Below are 17,184 nucleotides of genomic sequence, written 5' to 3'. Positions count from 1 at the left end.
CGCTAAAAATGAACAGGTTAAAACAACAGGGCAATAAACGTCGGATAGCGATCGTCATCGGGGTGGTTATCGTTATTGCTGCCGCTATTTCAGGGTGGTTGACGCTGCGTCAAAACTCGTTAAATCCCACGTCGCAAGATACGGTCATCGGTGCCAGCGTGGTGAACGTCAGCAGCTCCGTTCCTGGGCGTATCCAGTCAATTAACGTAACAGAAAACGGCAAGGTCCAACGGGGTGAGGTGATGTTCACTCTCGATCCGACGATTTACCGTTTGCGGGTCGAGCAGGCGCGGGCGGAACTGCAGATGGCGCAAGCTGCCTGGGATACGCAGCACCGCACGATGATCGCAGAACAATCTAACGCGGCGATCACCGATGAGCAGGTTAACCGGGCGCGGGCCAACCTTAAACTGGCAACTCAGACGCTGGCACGCATTCAACCGCTGCTGGGCAAGGGCTATGTCACCGCCCAGCAGGTTGATGATGCCCAGACCGCCAAACACGATGCGAAAATCAGCCTGAAACAGGCGCTGAAGCAAACCGTCGCTTCACAGGCATTAATCAGCAGTGCTGCGGAGTCTGAGGCCTTGCTCGGCGCACGCCGCGCCGCATTGGCCATTGCCGAACAAGAGCTGGAAAATACCCAGATACGAGCGCCGCACAATGGCCTGGTGGTGGGGCTTAATGTTTCGGCGGGGGAATTTGTGATGCCGGACCAGGCGGTATTTACGCTGATTAATAGCGACCACTGGCACGCCTCTGCATACTTTCGCGAAACAGAGCTGGCGCACATCAAACCGGGGGATTGCGCCACGGTCTATGTCATGGCCGATCGCCAGCGTGCGATTCAGGGCAGAGTGGAGGGCATTGGCTGGGGGATCAGCTCCGAGGAGCAGTTTAACATTCCACGAAATCTGCCTTATGTCCCGAAATCGCTGAACTGGGTGCGGGTCGAACAGCGTTTCCCGGTGCGGATCAACCTTAAAGATCCGCCGGCTGAGTTGATGCGCATTGGTGCCAGCGCGGTGGCAATCGTACGAGACGACCATGGTTGCTGACAGCCCTTGGGGCAGAATGCTGCGCCAGGTGAAGCGCGATTTGGCCTATTTCCCTGGCCGATTGGCGATGGCCTGGCGGGTCGGTGCGCTTTGTGCGCTGATGACGTTGGTTGCCATGCTGTACGGTATCCCCGAATCAGCGATTAGCTGCTATCTGATTTTGTTCGTGATGAAACCAGACGCCGCCGAAAGTATGGCGATGGCCATTGCGGTGACCCTGCTCGTTTCCATAGTGGTGGGGCTGATCTTGCTGATCCTGCCTTATACCCTGGAATCTGCGCCTTTACGCATGGCGGTGCTGGTCCTTAGCTCGTTTGCCTTTCTCTGGCTAGGCTCGGCGAGCAAACTCGGGCCGGTGGGCAGCATTATTGCGCTGGTGATCGCTTTTATCATGTCGCTGCTTGGCGATGCGCCGAATGGAGAGTTGGCGGTACGCGCGGTGCTGTATGCCTGGCTGATGGCCGCATCACCGATGCTGCTATTAGTGGCATTTAATCTTTTCATCGGGCGGCCACCCTGGAAACTGTTACGCGCAAGTCTGGCAGAGCGCTTAGAGGTTGCCGGTGCGGCATTACGCCACCCGGATGCCCCCAGCCTGCGTAAAGTGGAGGAGCTGCTGCGGGAAGGGCAGAGCGAACATCAACAGCGGGCTATGCTCGTGCGCATTTTCCATCTGCGGCCTGCCGCAGAGGCCGCCTGGCTAACCGCCGCTGTCAATAGCAGCTATCGGTTACTGTTGGCAATTTCAGCCCTCAATAAAACCGTACCGGCGTTAACTCGCCCTGAACTGGCAGACTGGTGCAGTTCTGCCGCCGAGGCCGTTACCACAGGCCAGGTGGTTGAACCCCCTGCGTTTAATCAGAGTGGGAAAAATGACGAAGTCACCCACGCGCTGGTGCAACTTGCAACGCCAGATAACGCGGTAGACACCAGTGCGCCAAAAGCCTCGTTTTTAGCCGCAGACGCCTTTACCAATCCCGTCCATCAGCAATTTGCCTTAAAGACCACGGCGGCCAGCGTGATCTGTTATCTCGTCTATACCGCACTGGACTGGCAAGATATTCATACCGCCATGATCACCTGTTATGTCGCTGCGCTCGGCACGGCGGGGGAGACGGTACACAAGCTGACGCTGCGCATCGTTGGCTGCCTGATAGGCGCATTGATGGGCGTGCTTTCGCTGATTTTTATTGTTCCGTCGCTGAGTGATATCGGCCAGTTAATGGCGCTGGTGTTCGGTGCGCTGCTGCTCAGTGCCTGGGTATCGAGTGGCAATGAGCGGATTGCCTATGCGGGAATACAAATCGGACTGGCATTTTTACTGACCGTGTTACATGGCTTTGGGCCGAGTACGGATTTGGGCGTCGCGCTCGACAGGGTGCTGGGGATCTTGCTGGGGAATCTGGTGGTGTATTTATTATTCACCTATGTTTGGCCCGTCGCCATTGCTGATTTTGTCCGCACTCGCATCCGCAGCCTGGTCACGGGATTAAGCAATCTGGCCGCATTGGCACCAACAGAACGCCCGGCAGCGATAAGACAGGCGGCAGCAGTTGAAGAAGAACTGACTACGGCACGGGAGGCGCTAAGGCTGGTTCCTTTTGAACCAAGATCGCTACGCCCTTCTCCCGAAGAATACCGGCGTCTGCAAGCTATCCTTGGCGAAATGGAAAACCTCTGTCCGGCGCTGTTTTTGCCCTTTGATAAGTCCTCCTCCGATGTGGAACGGCTCAGCCGACTTTCCTCGAGCGGTGGAGTGATTAATCCCTCAGTACCAACAGGAAGCAATAACGGTTTGCCACTCGCCGTTGAACTTGAGATCCAACAAAGCATCAGGCGACTTGAGGAACTTCTCGGATGAAGCCGCGCACTCAGACTTTCAAAATACGAACTTTCAGCACGGCAGTGGGGCTGTGTCTGTTAGCAGGCTGTGCCACGGACCAATTGGCGTTGGCCCCGGCTAGTCCTTCCTCTCCCTGGACACCTGACGGCATCAGCAGTCATGAATTTGCTGTTCCGGCCAACCCGGCGGTAGCGGAACTTCCTGCACCACCTGCGATCAACCAGGAACAGGTCTACCAGTTACCCGAGCTTATCGACATCGCCCAGATGCAAAACCCGGATACTCGCATCGCCTGGCAGCAGGCGCGGCAGGCTGCGCTGGGCGTAGGTATGGCTGAGGCGACATTTTTGCCGATGATTTCAGCCAGCGTGATCGGCGGCTATCAAAGAACGCGCACGCCGCTGCCTTATGACATTGGCGGCCAACACGATCTGGATACCACCGGCAGCGCGGTTGTACCGGCACTGGCATTGCAGTGGTTAATCTTCGATTTTGGTCAGCGTAGCGCTTTGCAACAGGCGGCCAAGCATACCTCCTATGCCGCCAACGTCGCCTTTAACGGCATGCATCAAAAGATTATTTACGATGTTACGCGCAGCTATTACCAATACGGTGCGGCCCAGTCACGCCGCAAAATAGCGCAGGAGACGCTGCGCAATAGCCAGAAAATCCTCGATGCTGCCTTGGCGCGAAACAAAAATGGCGTCGCGACAACGGTGGAAGTCGCGCAGGCACGCCAGCAGGTCGCGCAGTCGGAACTGAATCGCGTTGTGGCACAGGGAACGGAACGTGACGCATGGCAGGCCTTACTGGCAGCCATGGGCATTTCTGCCTCATCGCAAATCAAAGTAGGCTATGCCGAGGATAAACCCTTGCCGCAGACGGCCAGTGCGCCAACCCAGCAGATGATTAAACTGGCGCTCTCCCAGCGGCCAGACGTATTGGCAACTTATGCTGCTGCTCAGGCCGCAACCGCAGGCATCAAGGCGGCAGAGGCGGACTTCTTGCCTAAGGTCTATCTCGCCAGCGCGGTCGCGGGTGGCGATGGGCGCTTTGATATGCAGGGATTGCCGCCTATTGGTCAGCAAACGTCCTCCTCTAGCATTCTCTTGGGCGTTACCGTACCGCTTTACGATGGTGGAATACGAGCTGCCCGTGTGAAAGAGGCCGAATCACGTGCTGCCGTGGCAAACGAGACTTTCCAAAAGACGCAGGAGGCTGCGGTTCGAGAGATTATCGTGGCTGCCGATACGTTACAATCTGCGCTAGAAGCCAACCAGGCAGCATTGAACCTGGTAAAAACCGCGTTTATTACCTACGACGCCGCGCTGGAGTCTTATCGCAACGGCGTAGGGACCATCACCGTGGCTAACGAAGCAGCCAATGGTCTGCTCTATGCGCAACAGATGAGTACCGATGCCCACGCTGCGGCACTGATCGCGGCGGCTAATTTAGCCTTTGTGATGGGCAAAATGACCCACGTGGACCCAGAGTAATTCAAGGGTGGTAAGCCGACAGCTATCGACATAAGGAAGAAAATCATGACATCTCCATTCTCGGCACTGATCATCGGTGCGTCACGCGGAATAGGTTTAGGCATTGTCAGACAGCTATCCATCCAGGGTTGGCAGGTGATTGCAACCTGTCGCGGTGCGGTGCCTGCCGATAGCCCGGCTGATACGCAATGGCTGAAGTTAGATATCAATCATCAGGATGAAAGGATTGCCCTGAAAGAGCGGCTGTCGCCGCAACAATTCGATCTTATCTTTATCAACGCAGGTGTTTACGGGCCAGCCCATCAGGACGTTGCCCAGGCGAATGACGATGAGATCGTTCAACTGTTTATGACCAATACCTTTTCCCCGGTTCGCTGTGCGGCAGCGTTAATACCGCTGGTGAAACCGCACACCGGCGTGATGGCGTTGATGACATCGGAGCTGGGCAGTTTAAATGAGAACGACGCGGCGACCTATCCGCTGTACGCCGCCAGCAAAGCGGCTCTGAATATGTTAACGCGTGGGTTGCGTGATACCGCCGCACGGCGGGAGTTGACTTTGCTGTCGGTGCATCCAGGCTGGGTACAAACGGATATGGGCGGAACGAATGCCACGCTGACTGTCGAACAAAGCTGCTCTGGCATTGTGAGCCAGGTGCTGGCCTGGCGAGGCAAAGGAGGGCATCACTTTATTGACTATGCAGGCAACGTGCTACGTTGGTAAAACGCGGTTTTGTAGGGGCGCTGCTGCGCCCATTTAACTCCTGTTCCAATCTTCCCCTCCTCGGCCTGTACAGGGATTAAGGGAGGGGAATAACGCTATCCTTACTTACTTCAACTCAGGCCAGTAGTCCTTGTTCGCCTCAATCAAGTCATCAAGTATCGCTTTGGCAACTGATGCGCTAGGTACGGTTTTCGACAGCGTAATGGCTTGCCACAGTTTCTGATAAGAACGCTGTTCCCAGGCATCGACCACCAGTTTTTCAACCGCCACCTGCTGGCTCATCAGCCCTTTCTGGAATTGCGGGATATTGCCAACCACCAGCGGTTGCGGGCCACTTTTGCCAACCAGACAGGGGATCTCGACCATGGCTTCCGGATCGAAGTTATTAATAGCGCCGTTGTTTGGCACAATCAACAGCATGCGCTCCTGGGTGTTGAAGGCGATGGCGGTTGCCAGATCGACGATGTAGGAGGCATGCTCGTCAATTTCCAACTCGCCTGCCGAGGATTTACCCGCCTGGATAATGGCATTACAGGAGCCGAAGACGTGCTTCTCGCGGTGATCCATGACCTCGTTAGCGCGGGTACGCTCCGGGTTGGAATGCTCTACTACGTAGTCCGGGAACAGATAGTATTTCAGGTAGGTATTTGGGAAGGTTTCTGGATCCAACGCCCAGACATCTTTCGCTTTGGCAAAGGTGTCATTCCAGCTAGCCTCCGTACCATGTTCATCTGATGGCGGAACGTAGCCAAATTTAGCCACGTATTCGCGGATTTTAGGCATCAAGTCGTTGCCCTGTAGATCCTCAATAGACGTCCACCAGCCGAAGTGGTTAAGCCCGTAGTAACGCACGCGCATTTCTTTGCGGTCTTTCAGGCCAGCAATTTGCGCCATGCGGCTTTCAATGCCGATTGGCATATCGCAGATGTTGAGGATTTTTGCCGTTGGGCGCAAACGACGGGTTGCTTCTGCCACAATCGCCGCCGGGTTGGAATAGTTCAGCATCCAGGCGTTTGGTGAGTATTGCTCCATGTAGTCGGCAATTTCCAGCACGCCGCCGATGGAGCGCATGCCGTAAGCAATTCCACCTGGCCCGCAGGTTTCCTGGCCAAGCACGCCGTGGCGCAGAGGGATTTTTTCGTCTTTTTCACGCATCGGGTATTTGCCCACGCGGATGTGCGCCATCACGAAATCCACATCGGTAAATGCCACTTTGGGGTCGGTGGTGTAGCTGAATTCGATGTCTGGTGCCTGCTCTTTCAGGATAATTTTGCACGCTTCGGCAATGGTTTCCTGGCGCGCACCATCGTTATCATAGAATTTCAAGGCGCGCAGCGGGAAACGATGCTGGTTTGCCAGTAACATCAGTACGATACCAGGAGTGAAGGTGCTACCACCGCCAGCTACAACTACAGAGAATTTATTCATGATACTGCCTCCGTCATGGATTTAAGTTCGCTCGAAGAAGCGTCTTTCATCAGGTTTTCGATCTGGTCGCGGACCTGCGGGACGTTCAGCCCCACAATTACCTGTATACCGTTGCCGCGTCGCACCACACCGTGGGCGCCCAGCGCTTTAAAAATGTCGTCGCTTTGCGTCAGCGACATATCCACCAGGACAATACGCAGGCGGGTCGCACAGTTGTTAACGCTCAGGATGTTGTTGGTTCCGCCAAGTGCTTCGAGAAAACCGGCAGCCTGGCCTTGTTTGGTTTCTTTCGCGGCCGCTGCCGTAGTTTGCTGGCGGGATGCTTGATAGTCCGCCTTGCTGTAGAGCTTGATTTCAGCCTCTTCGCGGCCCGGCGTTTTCAGATTGAAACGTAGAATCAAGGTGCGGAACACCAGGAAGTAGATAGCGGTAAAGGCAAGTCCAATGCCAATCTGAATAAACATCATTGACGCATGGTTGTGGAACATCGGGATCCAGTTTTGCGGCAGGAACTGGTCAAGCAGACCTCCGCCCATGTTGCCCACCACGCCGCACATATACATGACCGTCGCCATGGTAGCGGCCAGAAATGCGTGGACGACAAACAGTACCGGCGAGATAAACAGGAAGGTAAATTCCAGTGGTTCGGTAATGCCGACCAGCATCGCCGTTAACGTGGCGGGGATCAGCAGGCCTGCCACCTTCACTCGATTTTCAGGAGCCGTGGTGGCGTAGAGAGCCAGCGCAATCCCCAGACAGCCAAACACCTTCGAGTTACCGTGCAGCGCAAAGCCACCTTCTGGGAACAGCGTTTTCAGCGGCAGCGTACTCTGACTGAACTCCTGCAAATGCTGCGCCCAGTAAACCTGAATACCGCCTTCCACGACTGCCGGACCATAGATAAATGGGCCGTAGATAAAGTGATGTAGCCCCGTCGGGATCAGGATGCGTTCAAGGAAGGTGTAAACCCACACGCCGAGCGAGCCCGCGCTGCGCAGGAATTCCTGCAGTGATTCAATCCCCATCTGTACTTTTGGCCAGCCGAACAGAGTAAGCCACGCGCAAGGGATCATGACGAAGAAGGCAACAATGACGACGAAAGAGCTGCCCTGGAAAATACCGAGGAAAACGGGAAGTTGCTTTTCGAAATAGCGGTTGTGGATAGCGGTGACCAATCCGGAAATCACAATCGCACCGATAATACTGGTATCGAGCGTTTTGATGCCGGCAATCATCGTGAGCCCGGTTCCCGCCACCGGGTCGACGTTAAAATCAACGCCAAAGTACTGGCCCCAGGTCATTCCCATTGCGTTAATGAAGTAGTTCCAGGTCATGAAACTGACTAGTACGGCCAGGCAGGCGCGGCCCTGAGCCTGTTTTGCCAGGCCAATAGGTAAACCCACGGCGAAAATCAGTGGCATATTACGAAATACCGTCCAGCCGCCTTCTTCAATAATGTGGACGATTTGCGCAAATAAGTTATCGGGTGCAGTGAGCGCTTCGCCGACAAACATCGGGTTACGCAGCATAATGGCGATACCGACCACAATCCCGGCAAACGGGAATAGCAGGACCGGGGTAAACATTGCGCCACCAAAACGTTGTATTTGACTGAGCATTTTAAATCCTCATGTAACAACCTGTAGGGGAAGTGACCTTATTCTTTAACGCGGGTCTGAGAAGCAGAGTAGGGAGTACGTGAGGGGTTATCTTTGTCCGTCGCACCGATTCGTGATCGCATTCATGGTTTTTGTTTGCACCAAGTTGTCTACTTTTCGTCATAAAACTGTACACGACGATTTCACTTGAAATTTTTACCTGATGAGGTTGTTTGCAACTTCAATAAAAACAGCCTATTAATTTATAGGAAGTGGATTATTTAAGCGCAGTGCGAAGCTTCAGAGAGGTCTATCAGTGATCTACAAATCCATAGCCGACAGGCTACGCATTCGGCTTAATTCTGCCGATTACCATATTGGCAGCCCATTGCCTGCGGAGGTTCGCCTGGCGGAAGAGTTTGGCGTCTCCCGCATGACCATTCGTAAGGCGATAGATTTGCTGGTGGGATGGGGATTGGTGGAGCGCCGCCACGGTAGCGGCACTTATGTCGCGAAGAAAGACGTACATCATGAAACCACCAACCTGACCGGATTTATCGAGGTGATGCGCAATCAGGGTAAGGAAGTGGTAAGCGACGTGCTGGAGTTTACTATTATGCCCGCGCCACCCGCTATCGCTAGCCAGCTGCGCATCAAGATTGATGAACGGATCTACTACTCGCGACGGGTTCGTTCGGTGGACGGCAAGCCTCTGATGGTCGAAGACAGTTATATGCCCGCGAAGCTCTATCGCAATTTGTCCGTTGCCCACCTGGAGGGGTCAAAATTCAGCTATATCGAAGATGAATGCCACATCATCGTGCGCGGCAATTATGAGAGCCTCACGCCTGTACTGGCCGATAGAAAGATGGCGAAGCTGCTGAATGTCGATGAGCTGACACCTATTTTGCGCATCATCTCGCTGTCATACAGCGACAGCGGCGATTTCGTGAATTACTCGGTGATGTTCAGAAATGCCAGCGAGTACCAGGTGGATTACCATTTACGGCGGGAGCATGTGAAAGTATAGGAAATAGGGTGGCTGCTGAGACGCCGTTGAAAAGCAAAAAGCCCGCTTAGTTGCCTAAGCGGGCTTCTCTAAATATGGCTCCTCTGACTGGACTCGAACCAGTGACATACGGATTAACAGTCCGCCGTTCTACCGACTGAACTACAGAGGAATCGTGTGAACGAGGCGAATAATAGCGAGGCGTATTGGGTTTGTCAAAGCACTAAAGTGAGGGAAAAGTGCGTTTGCTGTCAGATTGAGCATATTGGCTCGTTTTTCGGCACTTTGCTTTGGTTAACAACGCGTAAAATGCGGAACCATGAGGAAAAGATTAGCGCGTTCAACATGCAGCTTAGCGAGCATGACAGAATGCTAAGTAGCACCGTCATAAAGCGATCCCACAAAAATACTACTCATCGAATATAAATTAATCAGAAGGGAACTCAACGCCATCAGGATGATGACCACCAGTGAAACCCAGGAATATCTGCTTATTTTTTACCAAACTGTGATCGAGATTGTTTTTTTAGTTTTCAGCTTCCGGGGGCTTGGTTTTTTTAATAAAGTTGATGTAAATCAAAACAATAGGTTGGAGCGTCTGACGATAAGTGATTTTTTTTAAGATTCTTCTATGTTACTCTGGCGGGCATTCTTTGCTGATACCAGTAATGAAGCTCTCGCAGATCTTGTCAATGCTTGCTTTATTACTCTATGCTACGCCAAGCCATTTTTATAGCGGTAAACCACGCCGTTCCTTTGTTTCCCGGAGTTTTTTAGTAATGAAAAAAACAATCGCCATAGCCGCATTGTGTGTGTTGCTGGCAGGGTGCCAGACTGCGAAAACCAAACCTGCCACCGCCGCCGGTGTCCCTGCACCAACCCCAGTTACACCAAGCGCTACCGTTACGCAGCCAGCTCAACCGATGGCTTCTGTCGGTACCGATGACATCATGTATCCCTGCATGAAAGAGCTGAATGCTCTGCAACAGGTTAGCCCGCGGTTGTATCAAACCCGCAGCGTAGAATTGAACGATATCGTGGCGCAGGCCAAGCTTTACATGCGTATTCGTGACAACGTCAGCACCGACATTCATCAAATCATGGATGCCGCCTATCAGTTCCGCATTGCCAAAACCTGTAACCGTATCAGCACTGACCTGACCAATGCCTTGATTGAGCGTGTGACTGGCGCCTGACGCGCATACCTCGTATTCAGATATTCCGGGAATACATGGTTGTTGTACCAGAAACGCTCTCTTAGGGAGCGTTTTTGTTTTCTGCTCATCCAAAATGCCCTCCAGTTGCACCAGCAAGGTGCGCCAACAAATTCCCCTTATTCTTTTCTAACGCTCGTTGCCTGCCAAAACCAGTGAACCTCCTCATTTTTACGGCTGAGAGCGCCAGCAACTCGGCCCTATTTTTGTATGCGCCGTCACAATGGCTAGATTTTTGCTTGGATAAACGCGGGTAAATCGGTTGCGCTCTCGCGCAAATTATTTTCCCCGACTACACATAAAGTGACTGCTCCACGTCATTTACCCGTCGTCCTGCAACTGCCGCCGTTATTGGCTGCAATTTGCACCTGGCCGGGTCTACGGTCTTTCGCTAAAACAGTGCTGAGGAATGCAAAATGTCATTGAGATTGCTAAAAACCCCGCTTGCTGCTCTGCTTATTGGTTGTTTTAGTACGGCTTTTTCTGCACATGCCGATATCGTGATTGGCGTCGCCGGGCCATTCTCCGGCCCAAATGCTACCTATGGGGATCAATACTGGCGTGGGGCCTCGCAGGCAGCCGCAGACATCAATGCGGCCGGGGGGATTAAAGGGGAAAAAATCAAGCTGGTGCAAGGCGATGATGCTTGTGAACCTAAGCAGGCAGTCTCGGTAGCTAACCGCCTGGTCGATCAGGATCACGTCGCTGCGGTGGTGGGGCACTTCTGCTCGTCTTCCACCATGCCCGCTTCGGAGGTGTATGACGAAGCCGGGATCATTGCTATCACACCCGGTTCCACCAACCCGCAAATCACCGAACGCGGCATGAATAACATGTTCCGCATGTGCGGCCGCGACGATCAGCAAGGGGTCATTGCCACCAATTACATGCTGGATACCCTGAAGGCGAAAAAGATTGCCGTCATCCATGATAAGGACACTTATGGCCAGGGCTTGGCAGATGCCGCCAAGGCAGAAATGAACAAACGTGGCGTGAAGGAAGTGATGTACGAAGGGCTGTCGCGCGGTGAGAAAGACTTTAACGCCCTGGTGACCAAAATCGCTTCAGTTAATCCAGACGTGGTGTATTTCGGCGGCTGCCATCCAGAGGCGGGTCCGCTGGTGCGCCAGATGCGTGAGCAAGGGGTGAAAGCTAAATTCTTCTCCGGCGACTGTATTGTTACCGAGGAGCTGGTAACGGCGGCCGGCGGGCCACAGTACACCACTGGCGTGCTGATGACCTTCGGTAACGATCCACGTCAGATCCCAGAAGGGAAGGCGGTGATTGCCAAGTTCCGCGAGAGTGGGTTTGAACCAGAAGGGTACACGCTGTACTCCTACGCATCGATCCAGGCCATCGCCGCCGCGTTCAATGCCACCGGCGGTAAAGACAGCGCCAAGGCCAGCGAGTGGTTGAAATCTCACGATGTGGATACCGTGATGGGGAAAAAAGCCTGGGATAAAAAAGGTGACCTGAAGGTCTCAGACTACGTGGTCTACCAATGGGATGACAAAGGCAAATATCACCAGCTCTGATGTAAAGATCAACGGATCCGTACGTATGGCGGATCCGTTCCTTAACTTCCTTTGGGCCGCGTGGTGCTGAACTTGCGGCCCGCCCATCAGGTGAGATTGCTTATTATGGATGTATTCTTCCTGCAACAGCTGATTAACGGCCTGACCCTTGGCGCGGTGTATGGCCTGATCGCCATCGGCTACACCATGGTGTACGGCATCATTGGCATGATCAACTTCGCCCACGGCGAGGTGTATATGATTTCTGCCTATCTGTGTGCGATTGGCCTGGCACTGCTCTCTTTCTTTGGTCTGCACTCTTTCCCGCTGTTGATCCTGGGCACCCTGGTATTCACCATCGTGGTCACCGGTGTTTATGGCTGGGTGATTGAACGTATTGCTTATAAACCGCTGCGTAACTCCACGCGTCTGGCTCCGCTGATTTCTGCCATCGGTATGTCGCTGATCCTGCAAAACTATGCGCAGATCAGCCAAGGGCCGCGCCAGCAGGGGATCCCCACGCTGCTGGACGGCGTTTTTCGGCTCAATTTTGATGGCGGTGTGATCCAGATTACCTACACCAAGGTATTTATTCTGGTAGCCGCACTATTGGGTATGGCGGTGCTTACCTACGTGATCCAACGCACGCGCCTGGGGCGTATCTGCCGGGCTACCCAACAGGATCGCAAGATGGCATCGATACTCGGCATCAATACCGACCGGGTGATCTCGCTGGTGTTTGTGATCGGCGCGGCGATGGCCGGGCTGGCAGGGGTGCTGGTCACCATGAACTACGGCACCTTCGATTTTTACGTGGGCTTTATTATCGGCGTCAAAGCCTTCACCGCAGCGGTGCTGGGGGGCATTGGCTCATTACCCGGCGCGATGCTCGGAGGCTTGCTGCTTGGGGTGGCAGAGGCACAGTTCGCCGGTATGGTGAACTCGGATTACAAGGATGTGTTTTCATTCGGTCTGCTGGTGGTGATCCTGATTTTCCGCCCTCAGGGCCTGCTGGGGCGGCCAATGGTCGCTAAGGTGTGAGGGAAAACTATGTCTCAATCCACTGTTCATCAAGGGCTGAGTGTTAAACGCAGCCTGTTGGATGCCGTTCTCGCGGGCCTGATCGCGCTGATTGTGTTTGGCCCGATCGTCGGCATCGTGCTGGACGGCTACAGTTTCAACTTTGAGCCACGCCGCCTGGTGGTGATTATTGCGGTAGTGATGGCGGGGCGGCTGTTACTCAGCCTGTTTTTGCAAACGCCGCTGGGGCGCAAGGTGTCGGCGCGTTTTGAGGGAGGCAATGACGGTGTCTATGTTCGGCCAGTCGGCGCCAGAACGAGCCTGCGTTGGATCCTGCCTCTATTGGCGGTGTTGGCATTGCTGTTCCCGTTTATGGCGACCAAATACCTGCTGACCGTGGCGATCCTCGGCCTGATTTATGTGTTGTTAGGGCTAGGATTGAACATTGTGGTGGGGCTGGCCGGGTTGCTCGATCTGGGTTACGTGGCGTTTTATGCCATTGGTGCCTACGGTCTGGCGCTGGGCTATCAGTATTTGGGCCTGGGTTTTTGGGCGATGTTGCCGTTGGGGGCGCTAATGGCGGCGCTGGCCGGGGCATTGCTGGGGTTCCCGGTGCTGCGTATGCACGGTGACTATCTGGCGATTGTGACGCTGGGCTTTGGTGAGATCATCCGCCTGGTGCTGAATAACTGGGTATCGTTAACCGGCGGGCCAAACGGCGTGTCGGTTCCTGCACCGACCCTGTTCGGCCTGGAGTTTGGCCGCCGAGCCAAGGAAGGGGGAGTACCGATCCATGAGTTCCTCGGTATTACCTATAATCCCAACCTGAAGTTTATCTTCGTCTACGCGGTGTTGTGTCTGGTGGTGTTGCTGGTGCTGTTCGTCAAACATCGGTTGACGCGGATGCCTATAGGGCGGGCGTGGGAAGCGTTACGGGAGGATGAAATCGCTTGCCGTTCGCTCGGGCTTAATCATGTGCTGGTCAAACTCTCGGCGTTTATGATGGGGGCTTCCACCGCGGGTATCGCCGGGGTGTTCTTTGCCACCTATCAAGGGTTCGTCAATCCAACGTCGTTTACCTTCTTTGAATCGGCGCTGATCCTGGCGATCGTAGTATTGGGTGGAATGGGATCGACTATCGGTGTCGTGCTGGCGGCCTTTGTCCTGACGGTGGCCCCGGAACTGCTGCGCAGCTTTGCCGAATATCGAGTGTTGCTGTTTGGCGTACTGATGGTGTTGATGATGATCTGGCGGCCACGCGGCCTGGTGCGTATCAGCCGTAGCAGCTTTACGCCACGCAAGAGGGTAGCACCATGAGCGATGCCATTTTGCGCGTTGAACATTTGATGATGCACTTCGGCGGCATCAAAGCGCTGAACGATGTGAATCTCGAAGTGGAGCGTGGGTCGATCACCGCGTTGATCGGCCCGAACGGCGCGGGGAAAACCACGGTGTTCAACTGCCTGACGGGTTTTTACCGTGCCAGCGGCGGGGCGATCCTGCTCAATACCCACAAACGGCCGATTGATGTGATCCGTATCCTCGGCCAGAAATTCCGTGCCGGGGACTGGATTAACCCCGCGCAACTGGGGTCGCGTCTGTACTACAAAATGTTTGGTGGCACACATCTGGTGAACCGTGCCGGATTGGCCCGCACCTTCCAGAATATCCGCCTGTTCCGTGAGATGTCGGTGGTGGAGAACCTGCTGGTGGCACAACACCGTTTGAGTAACCGCAACCTGATTGCTGGCGTGCTCAATACGCCTGCCTATCGCCGGGCAGAAAATGAAGCACTGGACCGCGCATTTTACTGGCTGGAGGTGGTCGAGTTGGTGGACTGTGCCAACCGACTGGCGGGGGAGATGTCCTACGGCCAGCAGCGGCGGCTGGAGATTGCCCGCGCGATGTGCACCACCCCGGAAATGATCTGCCTGGACGAGCCCGCCGCCGGGTTGAATCCGGTGGAAACCGCGACCCTGAGCCGGATCATCCGCTTTCTGCGCCAGCATCATGAAATTACGGTGCTGCTGATCGAACATGATATGGGAATGGTGATGGAGATTTCCGATCGGGTGATCGTACTGGACCACGGCAATGTGATCGCTGAGGGAACGCCGCAGGAGATCCAACACAATGACAGCGTGATCGCCGCCTATCTGGGCGCAGACGAAGAGGAGCTGGCGGGATGAGCGAGGTGATGCTGGAATTTCGCGAGGTAGATGTCCATTACGGCCCGATCCAGGCGCTGCAACAGGTGTCATTGCAGGTCAGGCAAGGGGAGACCGTAGCGTTGATCGGGGCCAACGGGGCGGGGAAATCCACCTTGCTGATGTCAATCTTTGGCCAACCTCGCATCAGCGGTGGGCAGATCCTGTTTCAGGGGACGGATATCAGCCAGCGGTCGACGCATTTTGTGGCCAGCAGCGGCATCGCTCAGGCCCCGGAAGGGCGGCGGATCTTCCCTGACATGAGCGTAGAGGAAAATCTGCTGATGGGCACCATCACCCTTGGCAACCGCTATGCCGCTGAAGATATGCAACGGATGTATGAGCTGTTTCCGCGCCTGAAAGAGCGGCGTAACCAGCGAGCGATGACCATGTCCGGCGGTGAGCAGCAAATGCTGGCAATAGCCCGTGCGCTGATGAGTCGGCCAAAGCTGCTGTTGCTGGATGAGCCGAGTCTGGGGCTGGCACCGATCATCGTCAAACAGATCTTCAGCATTCTGCGCGAACTGGCCAATGGTGGCATGACGATTTTCCTGGTGGAGCAGAATGCCAATCATGCGTTGAAACTGTCCGACCGGGGTTATGTGATGGTCAATGGGCAAATCCGCCTGAGCGGCAGCGGCGCGGAACTGCTGAGCAATCAGGAGGTGAGAAAGGCCTATTTGGGGGGAGCATAAAGGCAACCGGCCCGATGATGGGAGTATTGAACAGCCTCGGCCGTGGGAGCGCCGCATGCGGCGCCCCTACTGTTGAAAAAAACAGCGTCACAAAAACGTGATCTAGGTCGCATTCTGGTTACGGGTTAGTTAAAATGGCGGCACTGCCAGCCCCTGTTCCGGAACACCTTACGATGGATGAAATCAGCACTTCCCGCTCGACCGCCTGGATGCGCGTGGTCGTCTTGGCCATTTCGGCATTTATCTTTAATACCACCGAATTTATCCCCGTCGGGTTATTGAGTGATATTGCCCAAAGCTTTGGGATGCAAACCGAGCAGGTGGGTTTGATCATCACCATTTATGCCTGGATCGTTGCCACGATGTCGCTGGTTTGTATGTTGCTGACCAGCAAAATTGAGCGGCGTAAGCTGCTGATCGGGGTATTTATCCTGTTTATTGCCAGCCATGTGCTCACCGCCGTGGCCTGGAACTTTACCACCTTGGTGATCTCGCGTGCCGGTGTGGCGCTGGCGCACTCGGTGTTCTGGTCAATCACCGCGTCATTGGCCATTCGTGTCGCACCCGCAGGCAAGAAGGCGCAGGCACTTAGCATGCTGGCGGGGGGAACCGCGCTGGCGATGGTGTTGGGCTTACCGTTAGGGCGAGTGGTGGGGCAGCTACTCGGTTGGCGTATGACGTTTATTGGCATTGCCGTGTGCGCCACCCTGGCGTTGGTGATGCTGTGGCGCTTGCTGCCGGTGCTGAAAAGCGAGCATTCCGGTTCACTGGCCAGCGTTCCCCTGCTGTTCAAACGCCCGGAGCTGGTCAGCCTGTATATGTTGACCATCATTGTGGTGACCGCGCACTTTACTGCCTACAGCTACATCGAGCCCTTTATCCAGACCGTGGCCGGGTTATCTGCCAACTTCACCACCTTGATGCTGTTGCTGTTTGGTGCTGCGGGTATTGTCGGCAGCCTGCTGTTCAGCCGCTACAGCGAACGTTTCCCGTCGGGGTTCTTCATCGGGGCAATTGGTATGCTGGCCCTCAGCCTGTTATTGCTGTTGCCCGCCTCCGGTAATGAAACGACTCTGACGTTGCTGTGTGTGGTTTGGGGCATGGCCATCATGGCGATTGGTCTTTCAATGCAGGCGAAGGTGCTAAGTCTGGCACCGGATGCGACCGATGTCTCGATGGCGATCTTCTCCGGTTTGTATAACTTTGGGATCGGCGGTGGGGCGTTGCTGGGCAACCAGGTCAGCCTGCATCTGGGAATGCCAAACATTGGCTTCGTCGGTGCGCCGTTGGCCCTGATCGCCCTTGGCTGGTGTGTATTGAGTTTCTACCGCAGCGAACGCTTGCAGCACCATCAGGCCTGATCCACGTTCCCTTGATTG

At 54.8% G+C, this 17,184-nt stretch carries 14 protein-coding genes and 1 tRNA gene; 12 read left to right on the top strand and 3 right to left on the bottom strand.

What is annotated here, in order from left to right; all coding sequences use genetic code 11:
• Positions 1-8: 8 nt before the first annotated feature.
• Genes mdtN through ACKWMY_RS18515 form a run of 4 tightly spaced genes read left to right on the top strand, consistent with a single transcriptional unit; the run spans position 9 to position 5,120 of the window.
• Positions 9-1,058: a multidrug transporter subunit MdtN gene (gene mdtN / locus ACKWMY_RS18530; protein WP_409486791.1), complete on the top strand. Its 1,050-nt coding sequence runs from the start codon at positions 9-11 to the stop codon at positions 1,056-1,058.
• Complete coding sequence (locus ACKWMY_RS18525; protein ID WP_409486790.1) at positions 1,048-2,919, top strand: FUSC family protein; 1,872 nt, start codon at positions 1,048-1,050, stop codon at positions 2,917-2,919. The genes mdtN and ACKWMY_RS18525 overlap by 11 nt, the downstream gene beginning before the upstream one ends.
• On the top strand, positions 2,916-4,397 hold the full coding sequence (locus tag ACKWMY_RS18520; RefSeq protein ID WP_409486789.1) for a TolC family protein: 1,482 nt from the start codon (positions 2,916-2,918) through the stop codon (positions 4,395-4,397). Before ACKWMY_RS18525 ends, ACKWMY_RS18520 begins: the two co-directional genes overlap by 4 nt.
• Before the next feature lie 45 nt (positions 4,398-4,442).
• Positions 4,443-5,120, top strand: coding sequence for an SDR family oxidoreductase (locus ACKWMY_RS18515; protein ID WP_409486788.1), 678 nt, complete (start codon positions 4,443-4,445; stop codon positions 5,118-5,120).
• Between the two features lie 105 nt (positions 5,121-5,225).
• On the opposite strand, the gene ACKWMY_RS18510 is transcribed toward ACKWMY_RS18515, so the two are convergent.
• Together ACKWMY_RS18510 and ACKWMY_RS18505 are read right to left on the bottom strand one after the other, a co-directional pair.
• Positions 5,226-6,548 (bottom strand): 6-phospho-alpha-glucosidase, encoded by a 1,323-nt coding sequence (locus ACKWMY_RS18510; protein WP_024528097.1) that lies wholly within the window; start codon positions 6,546-6,548, stop codon positions 5,226-5,228.
• Positions 6,545-8,167, bottom strand: coding sequence for an alpha-glucoside-specific PTS transporter subunit IIBC (locus tag ACKWMY_RS18505; RefSeq protein WP_074028277.1), 1,623 nt, complete (start codon positions 8,165-8,167; stop codon positions 6,545-6,547). The genes ACKWMY_RS18510 and ACKWMY_RS18505 overlap by 4 nt, the downstream gene beginning before the upstream one ends.
• A gap of 295 nt (positions 8,168-8,462) precedes the next feature.
• Here ACKWMY_RS18505 and ACKWMY_RS18500 point away from each other — a divergent pair, with 295 nt between their 5' ends.
• On the top strand, positions 8,463-9,176 hold the full coding sequence (locus tag ACKWMY_RS18500; protein WP_409486787.1) for a GntR family transcriptional regulator: 714 nt from the start codon (positions 8,463-8,465) through the stop codon (positions 9,174-9,176).
• A 75-nt stretch (positions 9,177-9,251) separates the two neighbouring features.
• On the opposite strand, the gene ACKWMY_RS18495 is transcribed toward ACKWMY_RS18500, so the two are convergent.
• Positions 9,252-9,327: transfer RNA gene (locus ACKWMY_RS18495), tRNA-Asn, on the bottom strand.
• A gap of 607 nt (positions 9,328-9,934) precedes the next feature.
• On the opposite strand from ACKWMY_RS18495, the gene ACKWMY_RS18490 reads away from it, so the two are divergent.
• From ACKWMY_RS18490 to ACKWMY_RS18460, 7 genes are all read left to right on the top strand, one after another.
• Positions 9,935-10,351 carry a hypothetical protein gene (locus ACKWMY_RS18490; RefSeq protein WP_024485160.1) on the top strand — a complete coding sequence of 139 codons (417 nt, stop codon included), beginning with the start codon at positions 9,935-9,937 and terminating at the stop codon, positions 10,349-10,351.
• 434 nt (positions 10,352-10,785) lie between these two features.
• Positions 10,786-11,904 (top strand): branched-chain amino acid ABC transporter substrate-binding protein, encoded by a 1,119-nt coding sequence (locus ACKWMY_RS18485; protein ID WP_024485159.1) that lies wholly within the window; start codon positions 10,786-10,788, stop codon positions 11,902-11,904.
• 105 nt (positions 11,905-12,009) lie between these two features.
• The gene (locus ACKWMY_RS18480) at positions 12,010-12,924 is read left to right on the top strand and encodes an ABC transporter permease subunit (RefSeq protein WP_021180268.1); all 915 of its coding nucleotides are present in this window, start codon (positions 12,010-12,012) and stop codon (positions 12,922-12,924) included.
• Positions 12,925-12,933: 9 nt separating this feature from the next.
• A complete protein-coding gene (livM, locus tag ACKWMY_RS18475; protein WP_409486786.1) occupies positions 12,934-14,220 on the top strand; it encodes a high-affinity branched-chain amino acid ABC transporter permease LivM in 1,287 nt (428 codons plus the stop codon).
• Entirely contained in the window at positions 14,217-15,092 is an 876-nt protein-coding gene (locus ACKWMY_RS18470; protein ID WP_024528101.1) for an ABC transporter ATP-binding protein, read from the top strand. The genes livM and ACKWMY_RS18470 overlap by 4 nt, the downstream gene beginning before the upstream one ends.
• Positions 15,089-15,805, top strand: coding sequence for an ABC transporter ATP-binding protein (locus ACKWMY_RS18465; RefSeq protein ID WP_021805811.1), 717 nt, complete (start codon positions 15,089-15,091; stop codon positions 15,803-15,805). Before ACKWMY_RS18470 ends, ACKWMY_RS18465 begins: the two co-directional genes overlap by 4 nt.
• Positions 15,806-15,978: 173 nt before the next feature.
• Complete coding sequence (locus ACKWMY_RS18460) at positions 15,979-17,166, top strand: sugar transporter (RefSeq protein WP_024528102.1); 1,188 nt, start codon at positions 15,979-15,981, stop codon at positions 17,164-17,166.
• The last annotated feature ends 18 nt before the right edge of the window (positions 17,167-17,184 follow it).

The sequence above is a fragment of the Serratia sp. J2 genome, from assembly GCF_046269175.1.
Lineage (GTDB): Bacteria > Pseudomonadota > Gammaproteobacteria > Enterobacterales > Enterobacteriaceae > Chania > Chania fonticola_C.
Note: the sequence above shows the minus strand (reverse complement) of the source record. Positions and strands in the feature narration are given on the sequence as shown.

Bases quoted from the DNA above. Each gene is read 5' to 3' on its own strand.
- mdtN (WP_409486791.1), top strand. From the start codon at position 9: ATGAACAGGTTAAAACAACAGGGCAATAAACGTCGGATAGCGATCGTC.
- ACKWMY_RS18525 (WP_409486790.1), top strand. From the start codon at position 1,048: ATGGTTGCTGACAGCCCTTGGGGCAGAATGCTGCGCCAGGTGAAGCGC.
- ACKWMY_RS18520 (WP_409486789.1), top strand. From the start codon at position 2,916: ATGAAGCCGCGCACTCAGACTTTCAAAATACGAACTTTCAGCACGGCA.
- ACKWMY_RS18515 (WP_409486788.1), top strand. From the start codon at position 4,443: ATGACATCTCCATTCTCGGCACTGATCATCGGTGCGTCACGCGGAATA.
- ACKWMY_RS18510 (WP_024528097.1), bottom strand. From the start codon at position 6,548: ATGAATAAATTCTCTGTAGTTGTAGCTGGCGGTGGTAGCACCTTCACT.
- ACKWMY_RS18505 (WP_074028277.1), bottom strand. From the start codon at position 8,167: ATGCTCAGTCAAATACAACGTTTTGGTGGCGCAATGTTTACCCCGGTC.
- ACKWMY_RS18490 (WP_024485160.1), top strand. From the start codon at position 9,935: ATGAAAAAAACAATCGCCATAGCCGCATTGTGTGTGTTGCTGGCAGGG.
- ACKWMY_RS18485 (WP_024485159.1), top strand. From the start codon at position 10,786: ATGTCATTGAGATTGCTAAAAACCCCGCTTGCTGCTCTGCTTATTGGT.
- ACKWMY_RS18480 (WP_021180268.1), top strand. From the start codon at position 12,010: ATGGATGTATTCTTCCTGCAACAGCTGATTAACGGCCTGACCCTTGGC.
- livM (WP_409486786.1), top strand. From the start codon at position 12,934: ATGTCTCAATCCACTGTTCATCAAGGGCTGAGTGTTAAACGCAGCCTG.
- ACKWMY_RS18470 (WP_024528101.1), top strand. From the start codon at position 14,217: ATGAGCGATGCCATTTTGCGCGTTGAACATTTGATGATGCACTTCGGC.
- ACKWMY_RS18465 (WP_021805811.1), top strand. From the start codon at position 15,089: ATGAGCGAGGTGATGCTGGAATTTCGCGAGGTAGATGTCCATTACGGC.
- ACKWMY_RS18460 (WP_024528102.1), top strand. From the start codon at position 15,979: ATGGATGAAATCAGCACTTCCCGCTCGACCGCCTGGATGCGCGTGGTC.